Origin of the sequence: Streptomyces sp. NPDC097107 (assembly GCF_044762405.1) — a bacterium.
GTDB lineage: Bacteria > Actinomycetota > Actinomycetes > Streptomycetales > Streptomycetaceae > Streptomyces > Streptomyces thinghirensis.
The window spans coordinates 64,738-87,424 of sequence record NZ_JBIWEF010000010.1; the positions used below are offsets into that span (position 1 = coordinate 64,738).

The following is a 22,687-nucleotide window of genomic DNA, read 5'->3' on the forward strand; positions in this document are numbered from 1 at the left end:
CACCGGCATGTCAGGTCGTGACCTGTTCTGTCAGCCCCGTCGCGCGCGCCACGGGGCCACCCTGACCTTGGTGTTCGCGAGCGTGCTCGTCGCCGGCGCGGCCACCGGCTCGTTCCCCGAGGCCGACCGGAAGCCGGCGCCCGACACGACGCCAGTGGCCGGTCAGCAGGGTCGGCCCGCTCAACACGCCGACGTCGCGCGGGCGGCCGCCGAGGCGATGGCCGACGGCAAGTCCCCCGAGGAGGCCGCCGAGCGCGCCGTCAGCCGCAGCGGGGACCGTTGGGGCGCCGTCTACTCCCGGGGCGAGTACGAGGAGTTGGAGGACGCCCTCGACGGCCGGTACACCGGCGTCGGACTCTCCGCGCGCCGCGAGCGCGACGGCCGCATCGAGGTCACGGAGGTGCGCTCCGGTTCGCCCGCCGACGGCGCCGGGATCCGCGAGGGCGACCGGCTGCGCAGCGTCGACGGTGAGCGGGTCGACGGGCGCCCCGTCACGGAGGTCGTCTCGATACTGCGCGGCGACGCCGAGCAGGAGCCCGCCGGCACCGCCGTCCGGCTCGGCCTGGAACGCGGCGCGCGCGCGTGGACCGAGACCGTACGCCGGGCCAGTCTCGCCACGGACCCCGTGACCGTGCGCACGCTCGCCGGCGGCGTCTCGGTCGTCAAGGTCCTCTCCTTCACCAAGGGCGTCGGCGAACAGGTGCGCGGCGCCGTGCAGCGGCTGCCGTCCGGCGCCGGGGTCGTCCTCGACCTGCGCGGCAACTCCGGCGGCCTGGTCGCCGAGGCCGTCACCGCCGCCTCCGCCTTCCTGGACGGCGGCCTGGTCGCCACGTACGACGTCGACGGCGACCAGCGGGCCCTGCACGCCGAACCCGGCGGCGGCACCGCCAGACCCCTGGTGGCGCTCGTCGACGGCGGCACCATGAGCGCGGCCGAACTCCTCACCGGCGCCCTCCAGGACCGCGGACGGGCGGTCGTCCTGGGCTCGCGCACCTTCGGCAAGGGCTCGGTGCAGATGCCGAGCCGGCTGCCCGGCGGCTCGGTGGCCGAGCTGACCGTCGGGCACTACCGCACTCCCTCGGGCCGCGGCGTCGACGGCACCGGCATCACGCCCGACCTGGAGGTGGACCCGACCGACCCGGCCGCCCTGGAACGGGCCCGGACGGTGCTGAGCGGACTGGGACCGGCCGCGTAATCGGCTTTCCGCGGACCCCCTCCGTAGTGCGAAAATGGGCGGCACTATGGCTAAGGAAAAAGGGCGCAAGCTGATCGCGCAGAACAAGAAGGCGCGGCACGACTACCAGATCCTCGACACCTACGAGGCCGGCCTGGTCCTGTCCGGGACCGAGGTGAAGTCGCTGCGCCAGGGACGGGCCTCGCTGGCCGACGGCTTCGTGCAGCTGGACGGACACGAGGCGTGGCTGCACAACGTGCACGTGCCCGAGTACAGCCAGGGCACCTGGACCAACCACAGCGCCCGCCGCAAGCGGAAGCTGCTGCTGCACCGCGTGGAGATCGACAAGCTGGAGGCGAAGTCACAGGAGACCGGTCACACGATCGTTCCCCTGGCGCTGTACTTCAAGGACGGCCGGGCCAAGGTCGAGATCGCGCTGGCGCGAGGCAAGAAGGAGTACGACAAGCGCCAGACCCTCCGGGAGAAGCAGGACCGCCGCGAGGCGGAGCGGACGATCTCGGCGATCCGGCGCAAGCAGCGGGCCTGACTCCCGGGGAATAGGCTGGCACGTGCGTGCGTTGGTCACGTACGATGGCATCTGCACCCCACAGCGGGTGCGCGCCCCTCCTCGGAGGGACTTGAAAAATCAACATGGGGATGATCGGTTTCGACAGCGGATGTCGAAGCAGGGGAAGCGTGTCGAGGAAGCGGCCATGATCTCGTAAACCACAGGCCGAAAAAAATAATCGCCAACACCAAGCGCGATTCCTCCCAGCAGGCCTTCGCCCTCGCTGCCTGATCTCAGGTAGCGAAGCGAGCCTCCTACTACGGGAGTGTCAGCCCGGGGCTGTTCCCGACCCGGATCCTGGCATCAGCTAGGGGACTAAACCTTGATCCCGGTCACGGGGTGAAGAGGGAAACCAAACAGTGACTGAGCCCGTCGGAGACTTGTCCGCGTGATCTCCGGGGCTGAGAAAATCGAAGCGGACTGCACACGGAGAAGCCCTGGTTCCGCACCGTTGGACGCGGGTTCGATTCCCGCCATCTCCACAGTTCCCATGTGGGCGAAGGCCCCGCCGCTCCAGCGCGGCGGGGCCTTCGTCATGCCCGCGGCCGCCCCGCCGAGTCCCGAGCCGGTGCCAGGGCCAGCAGCAGGGCCACCGCGGCCGCCGTGACCGGCACGCCGTAGGCGGCCGTGGGGGAGACGTGCTCCACCGTCCAGCCGCCCGCCGCGCTGCCGAAGGCGATGCCGCCGAGCAGGCCGGTCACCGCGAGGGTCATGCCCTCGTTCAGGCGGCCCTCCGGAGTGCGGTGCTGGACCAGCGTCATGGTGGTGACCATCGTCGGGGCGGTGGCCATCCCGGCGATCAGCAGCGTGAGCGCCAGCAGCGGCAGCGAGCCGGTGAGGGATGCCGCCAGCAGCGGCAGCGTCAGCAGGGCCGTCATCGCCGCGACACACCACGGCAGGCGGTGCTCGGCGGGGCCGGCCGGCTTCATGGCGCCGTACAGCAGGCCCGCCGCGCAGGAACCGGCCGCCTGAAGCGCGAGGACCACCCCGGCCGCCGCACGGTGTCCCTGTGCGTCCGCGAACGCGATCGTGACGACCTCCATGGCCCCGAACACCCCGCCCATCGCCAGGCACACCACCAGCAGCGGCGGGATGCCCGGCACGCGGAAGGGGGCCTTCGCCGTCGGGCGCGGCCGGGCCGGCGGTTCGGTCGAGCGCTGGGCGGTGAACAGCAGCATGCCGCTGACCAGCAGCACCACGCCGACCAGTGTGCCCGCCTCCGGGAACAGCGCCGTGCACAGGAACGCGGCGAGCACCGGCCCGAGCATGAAGCACAGCTCGTCCGCTGCCTGCTCGAAGGAGTTGGCGGTGTGCAGGGCGTCGGCGGCGTCCTTCCTGTCCGTCAGCAGGTGGGCCCAGCGGGCGCGGGCCATGCCGCCGGTGTTGGGCGTCGTGGCGGTGGCGGCGTACGCGGCGAACAGCGTCCAGGCGGGCGCGCCGTGCCGGACGCACAGCAGCAGGGCGAGCGAGCCCAGGGCGGCGAGCAGGGTGGCGGGCAGCGCCACCCGGGCCTGGCCGTGCCGGTCCACCAGCCGCGCGGTCCACGGGGCGACCAGCGCCGTCGCCGCGAGTCCCGTCGCGGTCACGGCGCCGGCGAGGGCGTACGAACCACGGGTGCCGGCGATCATCACGACCGCGCTCACGCTGAACATGCCCATGGGCAGCCGTGCCATGAGATTCCCGATCGTGAACGCCCGGGAGCCGGGTATGGCGAGGAGGCGCCGGTAGGGGCCGGGCGGCCGGTGCCGGGTGCGCGGGCCGAAGTCGGCGGCGACCAGGGTGTCGGCGGTGACGGCGAGGAAGGTGGTCCGGGCGGACGGGCGTTCGCAGGTCGGTCGCGGCATGCGCTTACCGTCGCCCGGGGGTGACCAGGGGGTCCAACACCTTCTCCGTACCCATTCACGCACTCGCGTTGTAAATTGGCCGGATGCCCGCACCCGCACACGTCGACCCCCGCCTCCTGCGCGCCTTCGTCACCGTCGCCGAGGAGCTGCACTTCACCCGGGCCGCCGCCCGTCTGTACGTCGCCCAGCAGGCGCTCAGCAGGGACGTACGGCGCCTGGAGCGGGAGTTGGGCACCGAACTGTTCGTCCGGACCACCCGGCAGGTGACCCCGACGGCCGACGGCGAGCGGCTGCTGCCGTACGCCCGCCGCGTCCTCCAGGCGCAGGACGACCTCCTGGCCGCTTTCGGACAGGCCCGCCCGCTGCTGGTCGACCTCAACTCCCCGGGACTGGTCACCGGCCGCCTGGTCCTGGAGCGGGCCCGCGGGCTGGCGTCCGGGGAGGAGCTGATGGCGCGCTACGAGAGCGGGCTGACCCACGCCGCCGCCGAACTGCTCGCGGGCCGCCTCGACGTCTCCTTCGGCCGGTTCGCGGGCCTCGCTCCGGCGCTGCGGGCCGGGCTCGGCCACCAACCCGTCCGCTACGAGCCCATGGCGGTCGTCCTGCCCGAGGACCACCCGCTGGCCGGGCTGCCCCGGGTGCCGCTCGCCGCACTCGCCGGCGAGACCGTGTACGCCGGGGCCGGAAACCCGCGGACGGCGGAGTGGACCGACCTCGCGCACCGCCTGTTCGAGGGGCGCGGCATCGAAGTGGCGGCACCCGCTCCGCTGGCCGTCGGGGAGGAGGAGTTTCAGCGGATCATGGACAAGACGCGCAATCCGATCCTCGCCGTAGTGAGCTTTCCGGCCATGGCTTCGACCGTCGTGCGCCCGCTCGTCGATCCCGTGCCGCTGTCGCCGGTGTCACTCGTCTGGCGAAAGGGGATGGCGCACCCCGCGTTCGACGCGCTGCGCCGGGCGGCCGCCCAGGTCGCGGCCGAGGAAGGCTGGCTCCGCAGGCCTGCCGGAGGGTGGATTCCCGGCGTCGACGCCGCTGTGATGTCCGTCCACACCTGACGCGCGGGAACCACACATCCTCCGCGTGCGCTACATTCTTGGCCTGAGCACGGTGTGGTACAGGGGGCGCTCGAACCTGGTGGGGGCCGGTTCGGCCGGCGGGTGCTCAGAGTCGTATGCGCACCCGGAACCGTCCCTCGGGGGGAAGTGCGTGCGCGTGAAGAAATGGCAAGAAGACGCCCAACCGGAGTGGCCCCAGGTCGCGTCCGGGGCGCGTGATCTCCCGGAGGCGAGACAGGATGCTGACGCCACCGAGGTGTTCCCGGCGACCCGGGCCTTCCCGGTGACCGGGGAGTTCCCGACGGCCGGAACGCCGTCCGCCCGCTCCGTCCAGTCCGACGGGCCCGCCACACCCCCCGGATCCGGCGGGCCCGGCGCGGGGTGGTTCGGGGGCTCCGGAGCCGCGGGCGCCGCAGCCGGTCCGGAGGTTCCCCGCAACGTGGCCCGGCCGTCGCCGGATGCCGCCGAGAGCCGCTTCCCCGGCCCCCGGGGGAGCGCCGGCGGGGACGAGACGGAGGTCCTCGGTTCCCGAATAGGGAGGGGCCGAATAGGCGGAAGCCCGGTGGGCGCCGACCGCATGGACCGGGGCCGGGTCGGTGATCCGTTCGGCCAGGGGCGGATAACCTGGGGCGGAACCAACCAGGCCGGGGCGAACCCGAACGAGGGAATCCCGGCCCAGAACGGGGCGACTCCGAACGGGACGACTCCGAACGGGACAAATGCGAACGGTACGACTCCGAACGGTACGACCCCGGACAGGACGACCCCATCCGGGACAACCCCGTCCAGCAACGGCCCCCAGGGCACTACTCCGACCGGAATCGGCCAGCACGGCACCGGCCCGGACGCCGGCAGGACGGGCTTCCTCCCTGTGGCCCCCGCGGCCCCCGCGGCCACCCCGACCCGCGCCTTGCCCACCACCGCGCCCGGCCCCGCCACCGCCGCCCTCCGCGACCCCTGGCAGGACATCCCGGACACCGACCCCGACGCCGCCCCGGGCGTGGGAGATCACACCCACGACCCGCACGAGGTGACGGTCCAGCTCGACGCCGTCCAGCTCGGTGACGGCGTGATCCGCCGGGCCGACAGCAGGCACCGCAAGCGCCGCCCGGAACGCGAATCCGACGGACCGGTGTTCGTCGACGCGTCCGGACGCCGCAGCCGTCTGTACCGCCGTCTCGGCATCGCCGTCGGCGTCGCCTGCGCGGTCTACGCCGTCGTGATCGTCTCCACGCTGCTGTCCGGCAACTCCAACGCGCCCTGGCTGCCCGTGGAGGGCCAGCAGGAGGGCAAGCCGGCCGGCCAGGTCGACACCACTCCGCTGCCCTCGCAGTCCCCGGGGCCCTCGAACACCGGCAGCGCCGCTCCGCAGGCCAGCCCCTCCGCCGGTACCGGCGTGACCACGGCGCCGGGCGCCGACGCACCCGCGCCCGGTACGTCGGGTACCGCGCGGCAGCCGGGCGCCGGCGCCGGCCCCGAGCCCTCGGAGACCGGGGCCGGCACGCAGCCGGGCGGCGGCGCGTCCGACCCGGACCCGACGCAGTCGACGCGGGTTCCGCCGCCCGCCACCACGGACCCGTCGACCCCGGCCGGGGGCGGCGGCGATCCCACGGTCGACCCGACCGCGCCCACCGTCGACCCCACCACGGGCACCGACCCGGGCGGCGACACGACCGCCAACGGCGCGAGCGATCCCCTCTCCGCCGCCGGGCCCGCCGACGAGCCCGTCGCCGCCGGCCCGGACACCACCCGTACGTCCCCTTCCCTGTCCCCGGAGAACACCCTCTGATGGCATCCCGCACCCGCCGTCACGGGGCCGCGCGCAGCGCCCGTGAGGGCGTCAGGCGCCGCCGCCTGCCCCTGCGTCTGCTGCTTCCGCTGCTCGTCCTGGTCGCCCTGTCGGCGATGCTCATGCTGCGCGGGTACGTGCACAGCGAGATCCTCGCCGACCACCGCGTCCAGCCGCCCGCCGCCACCGACCAGGTGCCGGAGAAGATCCTGGAGGGCGGCCCGGTCATCGACGCCCGCGGCGGCCGCACCGAGAGCCTGAGCGTGCCCGACCACCGCCTGGTCCTCACGTTCGACGACGGCCCGGACCCGACCTGGACGCCGAAGGTGCTGGACGTGCTGAAGAAGCACGACGCGCACGCGGTCTTCTTCGTCACCGGCACCATGGCCTCCCGCTACCCCGGCCTCGTCGAGCGCATGGTCGACGAGGGGCACGAGGTGGGCCTGCACACCTTCAACCACCCCGACCTCTCCTTCCAGTCCAAGAAGCGCATCGACTGGGAGCTGTCGCAGAACCAGCTGGCGATCACCGGCGCGGCGGGCATCCGCACCTCGCTCTTCCGCCCGCCGTACTCCTCCTTCTCCGACGCCATGGACAACAAGTCCTGGCCGGTCACCGAGTACATCGGCAGCCGCGGCTACATCACCGTCGTCAACAACACCGACAGCGAGGACTGGCAGCGGCCCGGCGTCGACGAGATCATCCGCCGTGCCACGCCGAAGAACGGCGAGGGCGCCATCGTCCTGATGCACGACTCGGGCGGCGACCGCAGTCAGACCGTCGCGGCGCTGGACAGGTTCCTGCCCGACCTGCAGAAGAAGGGCTACGAGTTCGACAACCTCACCGAGGCCCTCGACGCGCCCAGCGCGATGAGCCCGGTGACCGGCGCCGAGCTGTGGAAGGGCAAGGCCTGGGTCTTCCTCGTCCAGGCCTCGGAGAAGCTCACCGACGGCCTGGTGGTGGGCCTGGCGATCATCGGGACCCTGGTCATCAGCCGCTTCGTGCTGATGCTGCTCCTCTCCGGCGTCCACGCCCGCCGGGTCCGCCGCAAGGGCTTCCGCTGGGGCCCGCCGGTGACCGAACCGGTGACGGTGCTGGTGCCGGCGTACAACGAGGCCAAGTGCATCGAGAACACCGTCCTCTCCCTGATGGCCAGTGACCACCCCGTCGAGGTCGTCGTCATCGACGACGGCTCCAGCGACGGCACGGCCCGGATCGTCGAGGCGATGGGCCTGCCGAACGTCCGGGTGGTCCGCCAGCTCAACGCGGGCAAGCCGGCGGCGCTCAACCGCGGACTGGCGAACGCGAGTCACGACATCGTCGTGATGATGGACGGCGACACCGTCTTCGAACCGTCCACCGTCCGCGAACTCGTCCAGCCCTTCGGCGACCCCAAGGTGGGCGCCGTGGCCGGCAACGCGAAGGTCGGCAACAAGGACAGCCTCATCGGCGCCTGGCAGCACATCGAGTACGTGATGGGCTTCAACCTGGACCGCCGGATGTACGACGTCCTCGGCTGCATGCCGACCATCCCCGGCGCGGTGGGCGCCTTCCGGCGCTCGGCGCTGGCACCGATCGGCGGCATGAGCGACGACACGCTCGCCGAGGACACCGACGTCACCATGGCGCTGCACCGGGCCGGCTGGCGCGTGGTCTACGCCGAGAACGCCCGCGCCTGGACCGAGGCCCCAGAGACCGTCCAGCAGCTGTGGTCCCAGCGCTACCGCTGGTCGTACGGCACCATGCAGGCCATCTGGAAGCACCGCCGCGCGGTGGTCGAGAAGGGCCCCTCGGGCCGCTTCGGCCGCGTGGGCCTGCCCTTCGTCTCCCTGTTCATGGTCCTGGCCCCGCTCCTGGCCCCGCTGATCGACGTCTTCCTGCTCTACGGCATCGTCTTCGGCCCGACCCAGAAGACGATCATGGCGTGGCTGGGCGTCCTGGCCATCCAGGCGGTCTGCGCGGCGTACGCCTTCCGTCTCGACCGCGAACGCATGACCCACCTGATCTCGCTGCCGCTGCAGCAGATCCTCTACCGCCAGCTCATGTACGTAGTGCTGCTCCAGTCCTGGATCACCGCGCTCACCGGCGGCCGCCTGCGCTGGCAGAAGCTCCGGCGCACCGGCGTGGTCGGGGCGCCCGGCGGCTCGGTGCCGCGCCAGGGCTCGCGGGGCAGCGATGATCGGAGGCCCGTGGCATGACCCACGGATACACGACCGGTACGGGTACGAACCCGGAGCCGGCCGGCCCGTACGGAGCCCCGTACGCGGGGGCCCCGAACGGGGGAGACCCGTACGGTGCCGCGGGGGTGCCGCACGCCGTCCCGCAGCAGCGCACGACGGAGCCCGCACCCGAGCCCGGCACCACGCCGGCCCCGGCCGCCAGGAAGCCGGGCCGTGACCGGTACCTGGACCTGCTGCGCTCCATCGCCCTGGTCCGCGTCGTGGTGTACCACCTGTTCGGCTGGGCCTGGCTGTCGGTGGTGTTCCCGTCGATGGGCGTCATGTTCGCGCTGGCGGGTTCGCTGATGGCGCGTTCGCTGAAGCGTCCGGCGATGAGCGTGATCCGCGGGCGCGTGCGCCGCCTCCTGCCGCCGATGTGGGTGTTCGCCGCGGTCGTGCTCGCGATGATGTTCATGAACGGCTGGAACCCGGCGGACGACCCGGACCGCGGGGGCACCTGGGGCCTGGTCGAGCTGTTCAACTACATCGTGCCGATCGGCGCGCCGCCCTACCCCTGGCACGTCGGTTCCCAGTCCGGCCTGCTGGAGGACACCTGGGCGGTGCAGGCCGCGGGGCCGCTGTGGTACCTGCGCGCCTACCTGTGGTTCGTCATCGCCTCCCCGCTGCTGCTGTGGCTGTTCCGCAAGGCCCCCTGGCCGACCCTGCTCGCGCCGCTCGGCCTCACGGCGATCGTCGGCACGGGCGTGGTGACCATTCCCGGTGAGACGGGCAACGCGGTCACCGACTTCGCCGTCTACGGCGGCTGCTGGGTCCTGGGCTTCGCCCACCACGAGGGCCTGCTGAAGCAGATCCCGCGGTACGTCTCCGTCTCCTGCGCGTCCCTGATCATGGCCTTCGGCCTGTGGTGGGCCTCGAACCATCTGGGTCCCGACGGCTGGGACCTCAACGACATCCCGCTGGCCCAGGCCACCTGGTCGTTCGGGTTCGTCGTGATCCTGCTCCAGTACTCCCCGTCGTGGCAGGAACTCCCGGGCCGGCTGGCCAAGTGGGACAAACTGGTGACCCTCTCCAACAACCGCGCGGTCACCATCTACCTGTGGCACAACCTGCTGATCATGGCGACGGTCCCGATCATCGACCTGGCCTACCAACTGCCCTTCATGCAGAGCGAGCGGGCGGTGGCCGCCCTCGACGGCGCGTACACGATCTGGATGTTCGCCCTCGTCTGGCCGCTCATCGGGCTGATGGTCCTCGCCGTGGGCTGGGTCGAGGACCTGGCGGCGAAGCGCGGGCCGCGGCTGTGGCCGAACGGCACCAGGCGCTCCGCCGGGAGCCGGCCCAGGGCGCGGGCGGCCCACCGGGGTTGACGCCGGGCGGCCCCGGGTACCGTGCCGCCGTGTCCCGTGCGAGACTGCCCCGGTTGCGGAAGTGAACAGGGCGGCGTGAGCCGGTCAGGGGGACAGGCGGGATGAGTAAGCGCCAGACGCAGAAGATGCTGCGGCTGATGGCGAGCGGGGAGCCGGTCGAGCTCACCAGTCCGATGGCGTCCGTGAAGAAGCTCGCCAAGCTCGCCTTCGTCGCCCAGCAGTTCGGGTACGAGTACGCCGACGTGCGGCAGGGCGGCGGGAGCAACAGCTCTCTCCGGATGCTGCTGGTCCCCGACCCCCGCCCGCAGGCCCGGAGCCGGGCCGCGCAGAACTGGGCGCAGTACCCGAACGCCGGGGACGGGGTATCGGTGCCGCCGCTCGTGCCGGACGCCTTCGAACTCCTCAAGGCGCGGATCAACTTCGACCTCACCGGCAAGAACGCCGAGAAGCGGATGGGCTACGGCGCGCTCGGCGTCACCGTCGGCTGCGTGGTCCTCGCCTACCGCTTCGGCGGTGCGTCCGGCGACTTCGTCGTGGCCGCGATCGTCTGGCTGTGCGCCCTGGCGCTCCTGGGCGTCGGCTTCCTCGTCACCCGCAGGCGCAACGCCAAGTTCGCAGCGCGGTTGCAGGCCGCCGGGTTCGTGCCGGTGGCCGACGAGACGGGGCGGGTGCGGTACCTGGCGCCGGGGGCGCAGCCGCCGGGGCACGGGAATCCGTTCGGCGGTGCCGGCGGGCCCGTGGCCGGCGGCGCCCCGTACGGCTATCCGCAGGCGCCCGCCGCACCCGGTGGCTACGGACAGCCCGCGCCCGGCCCGTACGCCCCGCAGCAGCCGCCCCATCCGGCCCAGGCGGGCTACGGGCAGCAGCCCCAGGCCCCGCAGCAGCAGCCGTACCCGGCCCAGGCCGCTCAGCCCTCCTACGGGCAGCCGCAGCCGCAGCCGCAGCCGTACGCGCAGCCGTACGCGCAGCCGTACGCACCGCCGCAGCCGTACGCGCAGCCGCAGACGCAGCAGCCCTACCCGCCCCAGCCCTACCCCCAGCAGCCTCCGCACGGGCAGCCCCGGCCCCCGCAGAGCTGACGGCGGACCCTCGGCGACCTCTCATCCCGCCCCGGCGCCGGGTGAGAGCAACGTTCCCTTCCGGTCATCCACAGCCCCACCGGCCCGAAACGCGTCCTCCCTAGCTTCGGTGCAACGAGATGTGGAGCACCGTGGAGGCGTCATGAGAGTCCCTGGCGGCCGCTGGATCCAGCACTGGGATCCGGAGGACGAGACCTTCTGGAAGGAGACGGGGGAGCGGGTCGCGCGGCGGAACCTGTTCTTCTCCGTCCTGTCCGAGCACATCGGGTTCTCGGTCTGGACCCTGTGGTCCGTACTGGTGCTCTTCATGGGGCCGGAGTACGGGCTGACGCCGGCCGACAAGTTCCTGCTGACGTCCGTGGTCACGCTCGTCGGGGCCGTCGTGCGGGTGCCCTACACCTTCGCGGTCGCGATCTTCGGCGGGCGGAACTGGACGATCGTCTCCGCCGGGCTGCTGCTCGTGCCGACCGTGGCCGCGTTCACGGTCATGGAGCCCGGCACGTCCTTCTCGACCTTCCTCCTCGTCGGGCTGCTGGCCGGCATCGGCGGCGGCAACTTCGCCTCCTCCATGACCAACATCAACGCCTTCTTCCCGCTCAGGAGGAAGGGCTGGGCGCTCGGCCTCAACGCCGGGGGCGGGAACATCGGCGTGCCGGTCATCCAGCTGGCCGCGCTCGCGATCATCGGGGCGAGCGGCGGGCCGCGGGTGCTGCTCGGCATCTACATCCCGCTGATCCTGGTGGCCGCCGTCCTCGCCGCCTGCTTCATGGACAACCTCGCCTCCGTGAAGAACGACACCGGGGCCGCCAAGGACGCCGCCCGGGACGCCCACACCTGGATCATGGCCGTGCTGTACATCGGCACGTTCGGGTCGTTCATCGGGTACAGCTTCGCCTTCGGGCAGGTGCTCCAGACCCAGTTCGGGCGGACCCCGCTCCAGGCGGCGTACCTGACCTTCATCGGCCCGCTGCTCGGCTCCCTGATCCGGCCGCTGGGGGGCAGGCTCGCCGACCGGTACGGCGGCGCGCGGATCACGCTGTGGAACTTCGTCGCCATGGCCGCCGCCACCGCCGTACTCGTCGCGGCCAGCATGGCGAAGTCGCTCGGGCTGTTCGTCGCCGTGTTCGTGGTGCTGTTCGTACTCAGCGGGATCGGCAACGGCTCGACGTTCAAGATGATCCCCGGCATCTTCCAGAACAAGGCGCTCGCCAAGGGGCTGGGCGGGGACGCGGCCGTGGCGTACGGGCGGCGGCTCTCCGGCGCCTCCATGGGCCTGATCGGCGCGGTGGGCGCGCTCGGCGGCGTCGCCATCAACCTCGCCTTCCGGCAGTCCTTCCTCTCCCTCGGCTCGGGCACCGGCGCCTTCGTCGCCTTCCTCGCCTACTACGCCGTCTGCTTCGCCGTCACGTGGGCGGTATACCTTCGCCGCCCCGCCGTACGGCCGCCTGACGGACCGGCGGGCCCGGCGGAGACGAAGGACCGGCTCAGTTACGCCCAGGTATGACGTAACACTGGTGACATGAAGCCGAACCGAGCCTGTCACGCACCGTTGACAGGCTCGGTCGGCACGCGAGTATGCACGTGGTGTGAACGATCGGAGCGCGGCGAGCCATGGACGACGAACAGCAGCGGCCTGACCACGGTCGCCTGGCCGGATTCACCGTGGGCGTGACCGCCGCCCGCCGGGCCGACGAACTGGGCGCGCTGCTCCAGCGGCGCGGTGCCGCCGTCCTGCACGCCCCGGCGCTCAGGATCGTGCCGCTCGCCGACGACAGCGAGCTGCTGGCCGCGACCAAGCAGCTCATCGACCAGGCACCGGACGTCGTCGTGGCCACCACCGCCATCGGGTTCCGGGGGTGGGTCGAGGCCGCCGACGGCTGGGGGCTGGGCGACGCCCTGCTGGAGCGGCTGCGCGCGGTGGAACTGCTCGCGCGCGGTCCCAAGGTCAAGGGCGCGGTCCGGGCCGCCGGGCTGACGGAGGAGTGGTCGCCCGCCTCCGAGTCCATGGCCGAGGTACTGGACCGGCTGCTGGAGGAGGGCGTCGACGGCCGCCGGATCGCCGTACAGCTGCACGGTGAGCCGCTGCCCGGGTTCGTGGAGGCGCTGCGGGCGGGCGGTGCGGAGGTCGTCGGGGTACCCGTCTACCGGTGGCTGCCGCCGGAGGATCTCGGGCCCGTGGACCGGCTGCTGGACGCCGCCGTCTCGCACGGCCTGGACGCCGTGACGTTCACCAGCGCGCCGGCCGCCGTCTCCCTCCTCGCCCGTGCCGAGGAGCGGGGCATGCTGCCCGAGCTGCTCGCCGCCCTCGGACACGAGGTGCTGCCCGCCTGCGTCGGACCGGTCACCGCGGTGCCGCTCCAGGCGCACGGCGTCGACACGGTCCAGCCCGAACGCTTCCGGCTGGGCCCCCTCGTACAGCTGCTCTGCCAGGAGCTGCCGGCCCGCGCCCGTGCCCTGCCCGTCGCCGGGCACCGGATGGAGATCCGAGGGCACGCGGTGCTGATCGACGGGGCGCTCAGGGCCGTGCCGCCCGCCGGCATGTCCCTGCTGCGGGCACTGTCCCGGCAGCCGGGCTGGGTCGTGCCCCGGGCCGAACTGCTGCGGGCGCTGCCGGGCACCGGCCGCGACGAACACGCCGTGGAGACGGCGATGGCCCGCCTGCGTACGTCCCTCGGCATCCCCAAGCTGATCCAGACGGTGGTGAAACGCGGCTACCGCCTGGCCCTGGACCCGGCGACGGACGCCAAGTACACGGACGGGTGAGGCGAAAGACGCCGGGAGGGCATCACCCGGGTACGCACCCGCGCACCCAGGCGTCCGGGCGGAGGCGGTACGAGGGGTTCCGGGCGCGGGAGCGGGCAGGCACTGTAGAGGGAGCGTTCCACCTGCTCCCCTTCTCGGCCCGCCCCACCGGGCAACCCCTAGGCGGTGACAGGAACATGGCACTGGGTACGGCCACCGACCCGTACGAGCTGCGCTTCGACACCGGGCGGATCTGCCTGGATCTCATCGCCACCACCCATCCCATGGAACGGCTCGACCGCGTCGAGGCGCTGCGCGCCTGGATCACCGGATCCGGACTCGTCCCGCCCGGCACCCCACTGGCCCACGCCGACGGGCACTGGCTGACCGGCTTCCGCGAACTGCGCGGCCAGACCACCCGCCTGGTCCGCTCCAGGTCCGCGCCCGGCACCCACCCGTACGACCTCGCGCTGGCCCGCGTCAACGACCTCGCCGTCACCGCGCCCCCGGCCCCGCGCGCGGTCCACGGCGAGAACGGCGCGCTGGTGCGGGAGTTGACCGGGCCGCCCGAGTGCGCGGCGCTGCTCGGCACCCTCGCCCGGGACGCCGTGGAACTGCTCACCGACCCCGTCGCGCGGTCGAGTCTGAGGCAGTGCGAGGGCGACAACTGCCCGATCGTGTACGTGGACACCTCCCGCGGACGCCGCCGGCGCTGGTGCTCCAGTGAGATCTGCGGCAACCGCGAGCGCGTCGCCCGGCACCGCCGCCGCGCCGCCCTCGCCCGATGAGCGCGGCGGTAAGTACGGCTACGTCCCCTTCGTCGCACCGGCTTCGAGAAACTCTCATCCCGCTTTGAACACGCCGCACTTCGCGTCCGTACCGAATGGGCGAGCGACCGACTGGGGGAACCCCCGGACATCGGAGGTGGGCGTGCGCAAGGATTCCGTCGTGGCCAATGAACGTGGTGCGAGGGCCCGACATCGCATGTCCCAGGCGCCCTCGGAACCCGACGAGGAGCTGATGCGCGCGCTGTACCGGGAGCACGCCGGCCCCTTGCTGGCCTACGTGCTGCGGCTGGTCGCGGGGGACCGGCAGCGCGCCGAGGACGTCGTCCAGGAGACGCTCATCCGTGCCTGGAAGAACGCCGGTCAGCTCAACCGTGCGACCGGATCGGTACGCCCCTGGCTGGTGACGGTCGCCCGGCGCATCGTCATCGACGGCCACCGCAGCCGGCAGGCCCGGCCGCAGGAGGTCGATCCGTCGCCGCTGGAGGTCATCCCCGCGGAGGACGAGATCGACAAGGCGCTGTGGCTGATGACGCTGTCGGACGCGCTCGACGACCTGACCCCGGCTCACCGGGAGGTCCTCGTCGAGACGTACTTCAAGGGGCGTACCGTCAATGAGGCGGCGCAGACACTGGGCATACCCAGCGGCACCGTTCGCTCCCGGGTGTTCTACGCCCTGCGTTCGATGAAGCTGGCTCTGGAGGAGCGGGGGGTGACGGCGTGATGAGCGGGTACGGGGGAGCTCAGGGATTCGGCGGGGGATTCGGCCCGGGTGATACGGGTAATTCTGTCCCCATGCAGGGATCACCGGCGCCGAACGAGCACGAGACCGTCGGCGCCTACGCCCTCGGCATCCTCGACGACGCGGAGGCGACCGCCTTCGAGGCGCACCTCGCCGGCTGCGAATGGTGCGCCCAGCAACTCGACGAGCTGGCCGGGATGGAGCCCATGATGGCCGCGCTCGCGGACCTGCCGGGCACCGGTACGCCCGCGATCGCCGAGTCGCTGACGGCCAAGCCGAGCCCGCGGCTGGCGGAGAAGCTCGTCGACGAGGTCGCCGAGCGCCGCGCGAGCAAACGCCGGCGCAACTTCTACCTGGTGGGCACCGCCGCCGCGCTGATCATCGGCGGCCCGTTCGCCGCCGTGGCGACGACGGACGGCGGCGGTGACGGCGGCGGCGGGAAGAAGACCGAGGCCACCCGGCAGGCCGCGAGCCCCGCCGAGTCCGCGTTCGCCGCCATGCCCGACCGGGTCACGGCGACCGACCCGACCACCGAGGTCAGCGCGACCGTGGCCCTGCAGAAGAAGGCCTGGGGCACCGACGCGGTCCTGGAACTGAAGAACCTCAAGGGCCCCGAGAAGTGCTCCCTGATCGCCGTCGGCAAGAACGGCGAACGCGAGACGGTCACCTCCTGGTCGGTCCCGGACTGGGGATACGGCATCCCGGACGCCACCGCCGACAAGGGCAAGAAGCCTCTCTACGTGCAGGGCGGCGCCGCCTTCGAACCCAACCAGATCGACCGCTTCGAGGTCATGACCTTCGACGGCGAGCGGCTGGTGGAGGTGGACGCTTAGGGGATGTCGTGCGGATCCTGCCGGGGTCGCGGGGTCGCGGGGTCCGGCACCGCTGCCCGGAGTCGGCCCGATCCGAACGACACCCCTGGGCCCGCACCGGACGGGCCGTGGCTTCCGGGGCCCCCTTCGCGTACCTTTGACGGCTGCCCAGCACGTCAGAAGGGGGCCCGGTGGCCGCACAGGCGCAACAGGACTCAGCGGTCGACTCGGTTCACGACCCGGTACGGGAGGACTCCGTACGAGACCGAGAGATCAGCGTGGAACAGGCACACCTGGACCGGGTGTACCGCCGCCTCGAGGAGAAGATCCACGAGGCCGAGTTCCTCATGCACGACGCCGCACAGCGCGGCCACGTCGGCACGCCCGGCGCGCTCGCCGAGCGCGACGCGCAGGTCTTCCGGGCCGGCATCCACCTCAGCCGCCTGAACAACGAGTTCGAGGACTTCCTCTTCGGCCGTATCGACCTGCTCCTCGGCAAGGACGGCAAGAAGGGCCCGGACGGCGCGTACACGGCCGTCGAGCCCGCCGAGGGCGCTCTGCGGCCCGACAACACCGCCGACATCGCCGAGACCCTGCACATCGGCCGCATCGGCGTCCTGGACGAGGACTACGCCCCGCTGGTCATCGACTGGCGGGCGCCCGCCGCGGCCCCCTTCTACCGGTCCACGCCGGTCGATCCGGGCCGGGTCGTGCGCCGCCGGGTGATCCGCTCCAAGGGGCGGCGCGTCCTCGGTGTCGAGGACGACCTCATGCGGCCCGAGATCAGGGCCTGCCTGGACGGCGAGGAACTGGCCGTGGTCGGCGACGGCGCCCTGATGGCCGCCCTCGGCCAGGCCCGTACGCACTCCATGCGGGACATCGTGGCCTCCATCCAGGCCGAGCAGGACCTGGTGATCCGCGCCCCCGCCGCCTCCGTGACGTACGTCGAGGGCGGCCCCGGCACGGGCAAGACCGCCGTCGCCCTGCACCGGGCGGCGTACCTGCTCTATCAGGACCGGCGCCGGTACGCGGGCGGCATCCTCATCGTCTCGCCGACCCCGCTCCTGGTGGCGTACACCGAGGGCGTGCTGCCCTCCCTCGGCGAAGAGGGGCAGGTCGCCATCCGCGCGATCGGCTCGCTGACCGAAGGCGCCGAGGCCACGCTGTACGACTCACCGGCCACCGCCCGCGCCAAGGGCTCCTCCCGCATGCTCAAAGTGCTGCGCAGGGCCGCGCGCGGAGCGCTGGAGCCGAGCGACTCGCCGACCCTGCTGCGGGTCGTCGCCTTCGGCCGCCGCCTCGAACTCGGGGCGGCGGAGCTGGCCGGCATCCGCCGCACCGTCCTCGGCGGCACCGCGCCCGTCAACCTGCTGCGCCCCCGCGCCCGCCGGCTGCTCCTGGACGCCCTGTGGGCCAAGTCGGGCGCCGGGACCCGGCACAGCGACCCCGAGCTCGCCGCCGAGCTGCGTTCCTCCTTCGACGAGGACGTCAGCTCCGAGGACTCCTTCACCGCCTTCCTCGACGCCTGGTGGCCGGAGCTGACCCCGGGCGCCGTGCTGGCGGCCATGGCGGACGAACGGCGCCTCGGCCGCTGGGCCCGGCGCGTCCTCAACCCGGGCGAGGTCCGCAAGGTGGCCCGTTCGCTGCGCCGCGAGGGCCACTCCGTGCACGACGTCGCCCTGCTCGACGAACTCCAGGCGATCGTCGGCACCCCGGCCCGCCCCCGCAAGCGGCGCGAGCTGGACCCGCTGGACCAGCTCACCGGCCTGGACGAGTTGATGCCGCAGCGCGAGGAGACCCAGTGGGAGCGCGCCGAGCGGCTGGCGCAGGAGCGTACCGAGTACGCGCACGTCATCGTCGACGAGGCCCAGGACCTCACGCCCATGCAGTGGCGGATGGTGGGCCGCCGCGGCCGGCACGCCACGTGGACGGTCGTCGGCGACCCGGCCCAGTCCTCCTGGTCGGACCCGGACGAGGCGGCCGCGGCCCGCGACGAGGCCCTGGGCACCCGCCCGCGCCGCCGCTTCGAACTGACCGTCAACTACCGCAACCCGGCGGAGATCGCCGAGCTGGCGGCCAAGGTGCTCGCCCTCGCCATGCCGGGCTCCGAGTCCCCGACGGCGGTGCGCTCGACGGGCGTGGAACCGCGTTTCGCGGTGGTGGAGGACACCCTCGCGGAGACGGTCCGGGCGGAGGCGGCCCGGCTGCTGGACCTCGTCGACGGCACCGTAGGCGTCGTGGTCGCCATGAACCGGCGCGAGGAGGCCCGGCGCTGGCTGGCCGGGCTCGGCGACCGCGTGGTGGCGCTCGGCAGCCTGGAGGCCAAGGGGCTGGAGTACGACGCCACGGTCGTCGTCTCGCCCGCCGAGATCGCCGACGAGTCGCCCGCCGGGCTGCGCGTGCTCTACGTCGCCCTGACCCGGGCCACCCAGCAGCTGACGGTCGTCTCCTGCGAGCGGGACGAACCGGACGCCGCGGGGGTGCCGGACCTGCTGCGCGACTGAGCGGCGAGGAGGGACACCGGGACATGCGAGAGGCCCGCGCCGTGGGACGGCGCGGGCCTCTCGTCTTCGCCTTCTTCGATTAGGTGGCACCGACCCGCCATGCTCGCCTCGCGGCAAGTGGTCGCTCGTAGCGACGAAGGTTGGGCCCGGGGGCTTGGATCGAGCCGGTGCCACGTCCAAGGTAACAAACGATCCCCGCAAGACAATTCCCGTCCCGCGGGTTCTTTCCCGGGCCGGTCCCCCTCTTCCGTCCACCCGCAGCTTCTCGTATGGTGGAAGTCGTTTTCCGAAAGTGCTTCGAGGTCCGACGGAGACGGTGCGCGAACACAAAGTTCGCAATCCGGGGTGGCTACCACGTACTCAGTGGTAGGTGCGACGATCGGACGGCACAAACGCAGTGACACGGTGAAAGCAGAGGAAGTCGGCCATGGCAACGGCGCCCAGCGTCTCCTACTCGATGACGGTCCGACTGGAGGTGCCCGCGGGCGGGACAGCGGTCTCGCAGCTCACCACCGCGGTGGAGTCCGCCGGTGGCTCCGTCACCGGCCTCGACGTCACGGCCTCCGGCCACGACAAGCTCCGTATCGACGTCACCATCGCCGCCGGCTCGACCTCGCACGCCGACGAGATCGTGGAGCAGCTGCGCGGCATCGAGGGCGTCAGCCTGGGCAAGGTCTCCGACCGTACCTTCCTCATGCACCTCGGCGGCAAGATCGAGATGGCGTCGAAGCACCCCATCCGCAACCGTGACGACCTGTCCATGATCTACACGCCGGGTGTGGCCCGCGTCTGCATGGCGATCGCCGAGAACCCCGAGGACGCCCGCCGCCTGACGATCAAGCGCAACTCCGTGGCGGTCGTGACCGACGGCTCCGCGGTGCTGGGCCTCGGCAACATCGGCCCGAAGGCCGCGCTGCCGGTGATGGAGGGCAAGGCGGCCCTGTTCAAGCGCTTCGCCGGTATCGACGCCTGGCCGCTCTGCCTCGACACGCAGGACACCGACGCGATCGTCGAGATCGTCAAGGCCATCGCCCCGGGCTTCGCGGGCATCAACCTGGAGGACATCTCCGCGCCGCGCTGCTTCGAGATCGAGGCCCGGCTGCGCGAGGCCCTCGACATCCCCGTCTTCCACGACGACCAGCACGGCACCGCCATCGTCGTCCTCGCCGCCCTGACCAACGCCCTGCGCGTCGTCGACAAGCCCATCGAGAACGTACGGGTCGTCATGTCCGGCGCCGGCGCGGCGGGTACGGCCATCCTCAAGCTGCTGATCGCCGCGGGCGTGAAGGACGCCGTCGTCGCCGACATCCACGGCGTCGTGCACGCGGGCCGCGCGGACCTGGTCGACGCCGCCCCGGAGTCGGCGCTGCGCTGGATCGCCGACAACACCAACCCCGAGGGCCTCACCGGCACCCTGAAGGAGGCCGTGCACGGCGCCGACGTCTTCATCGGCGTCTCGGCCCCGAACGTCCTGGACGGCGACGACGTGGCCGCCATGGCCGACGGCGCGATCGTGTTCGCGCTCGCGAACCCCGACCCCGAGGTCGACCCGGCGATCGCCCGCCAGACCGCGGCGGTCGTCGCCACCGGCCGCTCCGACTTCCCGAACCAGATCAACAACGTGCTGGTCTTCCCGGGCGTGTTCCGGGGCCTGCTGGACGCGCAGTCCCGCACGGTCAACACCGAGATGATGCTGGCCGCCGCGCACGCCCTCGCGGACGTGGTGACCGAGGACGAGATCAACCCGAACTACATCATCCCGTCCGTCTTCAACGACAAGGTCGCCGGTGCCGTCGCGGGCGCCGTACGGGACGCGGCGAAGGCCGCCGGAGTGGTGGCGTAGGTCCCCCCGGCGGGGGAAGGCGGCCGGTGGCGTGGTGGTGAGGATCACCACGGCGGGCCGCCCCTCCGGCGCGTCGCGGGATGTCGGGCCTCGGATCGCCCTCTAGGGTGGCGCAAGGCTCAGGCCCTCTCGGCGTGTGACTCCCAAGGGTGTTCTCACGACTCCTGGGGGTGCCGGATTGGCTTTACCGCCGCAGGTGGAGGCAGGATGCCTCCCTGGGCGCGAGGGTCTGACGACCGACCCGGGTCCGGGGAGTGTCCGAGGACCCTGGCAGCATCGGCATCGCTGTGCCCAACATGCGGCTCCGCCGCGTGGCACGCCTCAACGGCAAGAAGAACACGGGAGTAACAACATGAACCGCAGTGAGCTGGTGGCCGCGCTGGCCGACCGCGCCGAGGTGACCCGCAAGGACGCCGACGCCGTGCTGGCCGCGTTCGCCGAGGTTGTCGGCGACATCGTCTCCAAGGGCGACGAGAAGGTCACCATCCCCGGCTTCCTGACCTTCGAGCGCACCCACCGTGCCGCTCGCACCGCCCGCAACCCGCAGACCGGCGAGCCGATCCAGATCCCGGCCGGCTACAGCGTCAAGGTCTCGGCGGGCTCGAAGCTCAAGGAAGCCGCCAAGGGCAAGTAACCGCTCCGCCCGGAGCGCAGGGTGACTGCGGGCCGTCGCGTGGCCTGCGGGCCGCATGCGGCTGGTCGCGCAGTTCCCCGCGCCCCTTCCGGGGCGCTCAGCACAACGCCGATGGGGCGGTCACCCGGGTTCGGGTGACCGCCCCATCGGCGTTGTGCCGCCGTCAGCCGAGCGCCTTGCCCGGCAGTTCGACCTTCGCGCCCAGTTCCACGAGCTTCTCCATGAAGTTCTCGTAGCCCCGGTTGATCAGGTCGATGCCGTGGACCCGGGAGGTGCCCTGGGCCGCGAGGGCGGCGATGAGGTAGGAGAAGCCGCCGCGCAGGTCGGGGATGACCAGGTCGGCGCCCTCCAGCTTGGTCGGTCCCGACACGACGGCCGAGTGCAGGAAGTTGCGCTGGCCGAAGCGGCAGTGCGAGCCGCCCAGGCATTCGCGGTAGAGCTGGATGTGGGCGCCCATCTGGTTGAGCGCGGAGGTGAAGCCCAGCCGCGACTCGTAGACCGTCTCGTGGACGATGGACAGGCCCGTGGCCTGCGTCAGGGCGACCACCAGAGGCTGCTGCCAGTCCGTCTGGAAGCCGGGGTGGACGTCCGTCTCCAGGGCGATGGACTTCAGCTGACCGCCCGGGTGCCAGAAGCGGATGCCCTCGTCGTCGATCTCGAAGGCACCGCCCACCTTCCGGTAGGTGTTCAGGAACGTCATCATCGAGCGCTGCTGGGCGCCGCGGACGTAGACGTTCCCCTCGGTCGCCAGCGCCGCCGAGGCCCAGGAGGCGGCTTCCAGGCGGTCCGAGAGGGCCCGGTGGGTGTAGCCGCCCAGCTCGTCCACACCGGTGATGCGGATCGTGCGGTCGGTGTCCATCGCGATGATCGCGCCCATTTTCTGCAGTACGCAGATCAGGTCCTCGATCTCCGGCTCCACGGCCGCGTTGGACAGCTCCGTGACGCCCTCGGCCAGCACGGCCGTCAGCAGCACCTGCTCGGTCGCGCCGACGGACGGGTACGGCAGGTTGATCTTCGTACCGCGCAGCCGCTGCGGGGCCTCCAGGTACTGGCCGTCCGCACGCTTCTCGATCTTCGCGCCGAACTGCCGCAGCACCTCGAAGTGGAAGTCGATGGGCCGGCCGCCGATGTCGCAGCCGCCCAGGCCCGGGATGAACGCGTGGCCGAGGCGGTGCAGCAGGGGGCCGCAGAACAGGATCGGGATGCGCGACGAGCCCGCGTGGGCGTCGATGTCGGCGACGTTCGCGCTCTCCACGTGCGAGGGGTCGAGCACCAGCTCGCCGGGCTCCTCTCCCGGGCGGACGGTCACCCCGTGCAGTTGCAGCAGTCCGCGTACGACCCGCACGTCGCGGATGTCCGGCACGTTGCGCAGCCGGCTCGGCGCACTGCCCAGCAGGGCGGCCACCATGGCCTTCGGCACGAGGTTCTTCGCACCGCGGACCCGGAGCTCGCCCTCCAGCGGGGTTCCGCCGTGGACAAGCAGTACGTCATCAGCGCCGTTGACGGTCATGAATCTCGCGTTCCGTGGGGTTGGGCAGGGGCCAGAAGGGAAAGGGTAATCGCCTTGTA

At 72.2% G+C, this 22,687-nt stretch carries 17 protein-coding genes and 1 other RNA gene; 16 read left to right on the plus strand and 2 right to left on the minus strand.

Translation table 11 applies throughout. The features are described from left to right. Positions 1–7: 7 nt before the first annotated feature. The 3 genes from ACIQ1J_RS23915 to ssrA all read left to right on the plus strand — a co-directional run bounded on the left by ACIQ1J_RS23915 (position 8) and on the right by ssrA (position 2,227). Positions 8–1,195: a S41 family peptidase gene (locus ACIQ1J_RS23915; RefSeq protein ID WP_403559821.1), complete on the plus strand. Its 1,188-nt coding sequence runs from the start codon at positions 8–10 to the stop codon at positions 1,193–1,195. A 46-nt stretch (positions 1,196–1,241) separates the two neighbouring features. Further along, the gene (gene smpB / locus ACIQ1J_RS23920) at positions 1,242–1,721 is read left to right on the plus strand and encodes an SsrA-binding protein SmpB (RefSeq protein WP_073723717.1); all 480 of its coding nucleotides are present in this window, start codon (positions 1,242–1,244) and stop codon (positions 1,719–1,721) included. A 106-nt stretch (positions 1,722–1,827) separates the two neighbouring features. Beyond that, positions 1,828–2,227: a transfer-messenger RNA gene (gene ssrA, locus ACIQ1J_RS23925) on the plus strand. Positions 2,228–2,275: 48 nt separating this feature from the next. On the opposite strand, the gene ACIQ1J_RS23930 is transcribed toward ssrA, so the two are convergent. Beyond that, on the minus strand, positions 2,276–3,586 hold the full coding sequence (locus tag ACIQ1J_RS23930; protein ID WP_403559824.1) for an MFS transporter: 1,311 nt from the start codon (positions 3,584–3,586) through the stop codon (positions 2,276–2,278). Positions 3,587–3,669: 83 nt separating this feature from the next. Between ACIQ1J_RS23930 and ACIQ1J_RS23935 the strand changes: the two genes are divergently transcribed. The 13 genes from ACIQ1J_RS23935 (at position 3,670) to ACIQ1J_RS23995 (ending at position 21,118) form a co-directional block, all read left to right on the plus strand. After that, entirely contained in the window at positions 3,670–4,641 is a 972-nt protein-coding gene (locus ACIQ1J_RS23935; RefSeq protein WP_403559826.1) for a LysR family transcriptional regulator, read from the plus strand. A gap of 871 nt (positions 4,642–5,512) precedes the next feature. Continuing rightward, the gene (locus tag ACIQ1J_RS23940) at positions 5,513–6,430 is read left to right on the plus strand and encodes a hypothetical protein (protein WP_403559828.1); all 918 of its coding nucleotides are present in this window, start codon (positions 5,513–5,515) and stop codon (positions 6,428–6,430) included. Continuing rightward, positions 6,430–8,628, plus strand: coding sequence for a glycosyltransferase (locus tag ACIQ1J_RS23945; protein WP_403559830.1), 2,199 nt, complete (start codon positions 6,430–6,432; stop codon positions 8,626–8,628). The genes ACIQ1J_RS23940 and ACIQ1J_RS23945 overlap by 1 nt, the downstream gene beginning before the upstream one ends. Next, positions 8,625–9,977 (plus strand): acyltransferase, encoded by a 1,353-nt coding sequence (locus tag ACIQ1J_RS23950; RefSeq protein WP_403559832.1) that lies wholly within the window; start codon positions 8,625–8,627, stop codon positions 9,975–9,977. The genes ACIQ1J_RS23945 and ACIQ1J_RS23950 overlap by 4 nt, the downstream gene beginning before the upstream one ends. A 101-nt stretch (positions 9,978–10,078) precedes the next feature. Further along, a complete protein-coding gene (locus ACIQ1J_RS23955) occupies positions 10,079–11,056 on the plus strand; it encodes a hypothetical protein (protein ID WP_403559834.1) in 978 nt (325 codons plus the stop codon). Positions 11,057–11,198: 142 nt separating this feature from the next. Further along, the gene (locus ACIQ1J_RS23960; protein WP_403559836.1) at positions 11,199–12,560 is read left to right on the plus strand and encodes a nitrate/nitrite transporter; all 1,362 of its coding nucleotides are present in this window, start codon (positions 11,199–11,201) and stop codon (positions 12,558–12,560) included. Positions 12,561–12,667: 107 nt separating this feature from the next. Next, the gene (locus ACIQ1J_RS23965; RefSeq protein ID WP_403559838.1) at positions 12,668–13,819 is read left to right on the plus strand and encodes a uroporphyrinogen-III synthase; all 1,152 of its coding nucleotides are present in this window, start codon (positions 12,668–12,670) and stop codon (positions 13,817–13,819) included. Between the two features lie 176 nt (positions 13,820–13,995). Next, positions 13,996–14,586, plus strand: coding sequence for a CGNR zinc finger domain-containing protein (locus ACIQ1J_RS23970; protein ID WP_403559840.1), 591 nt, complete (start codon positions 13,996–13,998; stop codon positions 14,584–14,586). A gap of 196 nt (positions 14,587–14,782) precedes the next feature. Beyond that, a complete protein-coding gene (locus tag ACIQ1J_RS23975; protein ID WP_247696390.1) occupies positions 14,783–15,307 on the plus strand; it encodes a sigma-70 family RNA polymerase sigma factor in 525 nt (174 codons plus the stop codon). A gap of 71 nt (positions 15,308–15,378) precedes the next feature. Then, positions 15,379–16,158 carry a zf-HC2 domain-containing protein gene (locus ACIQ1J_RS23980; protein ID WP_403559843.1) on the plus strand — a complete coding sequence of 260 codons (780 nt, stop codon included), beginning with the start codon at positions 15,379–15,381 and terminating at the stop codon, positions 16,156–16,158. Positions 16,159–16,328: 170 nt separating this feature from the next. After that, positions 16,329–18,641 (plus strand): HelD family protein, encoded by a 2,313-nt coding sequence (locus ACIQ1J_RS23985; protein ID WP_403559845.1) that lies wholly within the window; start codon positions 16,329–16,331, stop codon positions 18,639–18,641. 427 nt (positions 18,642–19,068) lie between these two features. Then, positions 19,069–20,484: an NAD-dependent malic enzyme gene (locus ACIQ1J_RS23990; protein ID WP_403559847.1), complete on the plus strand. Its 1,416-nt coding sequence runs from the start codon at positions 19,069–19,071 to the stop codon at positions 20,482–20,484. Between the two features lie 352 nt (positions 20,485–20,836). Then, positions 20,837–21,118 (plus strand): HU family DNA-binding protein, encoded by a 282-nt coding sequence (locus ACIQ1J_RS23995; RefSeq protein WP_003950507.1) that lies wholly within the window; start codon positions 20,837–20,839, stop codon positions 21,116–21,118. A gap of 163 nt (positions 21,119–21,281) precedes the next feature. Here ACIQ1J_RS23995 and murA read toward each other — a convergent pair whose 3' ends face one another. After that, positions 21,282–22,628 carry a UDP-N-acetylglucosamine 1-carboxyvinyltransferase gene (gene murA / locus ACIQ1J_RS24000; protein WP_121747244.1) on the minus strand — a complete coding sequence of 449 codons (1,347 nt, stop codon included), beginning with the start codon at positions 22,626–22,628 and terminating at the stop codon, positions 21,282–21,284. Positions 22,629–22,687 lie beyond the last annotated feature (59 nt).

Bases quoted from the DNA above. Each gene is read 5' to 3' on its own strand.
- ACIQ1J_RS23915 (WP_403559821.1), top strand. From the start codon at position 8: ATGTCAGGTCGTGACCTGTTCTGTCAGCCCCGTCGCGCGCGCCACGGG.
- smpB (WP_073723717.1), top strand. From the start codon at position 1,242: ATGGCTAAGGAAAAAGGGCGCAAGCTGATCGCGCAGAACAAGAAGGCG.
- ACIQ1J_RS23930 (WP_403559824.1), bottom strand. From the start codon at position 3,586: ATGCCGCGACCGACCTGCGAACGCCCGTCCGCCCGGACCACCTTCCTC.
- ACIQ1J_RS23935 (WP_403559826.1), top strand. From the start codon at position 3,670: ATGCCCGCACCCGCACACGTCGACCCCCGCCTCCTGCGCGCCTTCGTC.
- ACIQ1J_RS23945 (WP_403559830.1), top strand. From the start codon at position 6,430: ATGGCATCCCGCACCCGCCGTCACGGGGCCGCGCGCAGCGCCCGTGAG.
- ACIQ1J_RS23950 (WP_403559832.1), top strand. From the start codon at position 8,625: ATGACCCACGGATACACGACCGGTACGGGTACGAACCCGGAGCCGGCC.
- ACIQ1J_RS23955 (WP_403559834.1), top strand. From the start codon at position 10,079: ATGAGTAAGCGCCAGACGCAGAAGATGCTGCGGCTGATGGCGAGCGGG.
- ACIQ1J_RS23960 (WP_403559836.1), top strand. From the start codon at position 11,199: ATGAGAGTCCCTGGCGGCCGCTGGATCCAGCACTGGGATCCGGAGGAC.
- ACIQ1J_RS23965 (WP_403559838.1), top strand. From the start codon at position 12,668: ATGGACGACGAACAGCAGCGGCCTGACCACGGTCGCCTGGCCGGATTC.
- ACIQ1J_RS23970 (WP_403559840.1), top strand. From the start codon at position 13,996: ATGGCACTGGGTACGGCCACCGACCCGTACGAGCTGCGCTTCGACACC.
- ACIQ1J_RS23975 (WP_247696390.1), top strand. From the start codon at position 14,783: ATGTCCCAGGCGCCCTCGGAACCCGACGAGGAGCTGATGCGCGCGCTG.
- ACIQ1J_RS23980 (WP_403559843.1), top strand. From the start codon at position 15,379: ATGCAGGGATCACCGGCGCCGAACGAGCACGAGACCGTCGGCGCCTAC.
- ACIQ1J_RS23990 (WP_403559847.1), top strand. From the start codon at position 19,069: ATGGCAACGGCGCCCAGCGTCTCCTACTCGATGACGGTCCGACTGGAG.
- ACIQ1J_RS23995 (WP_003950507.1), top strand. From the start codon at position 20,837: ATGAACCGCAGTGAGCTGGTGGCCGCGCTGGCCGACCGCGCCGAGGTG.
- murA (WP_121747244.1), bottom strand. From the start codon at position 22,628: ATGACCGTCAACGGCGCTGATGACGTACTGCTTGTCCACGGCGGAACC.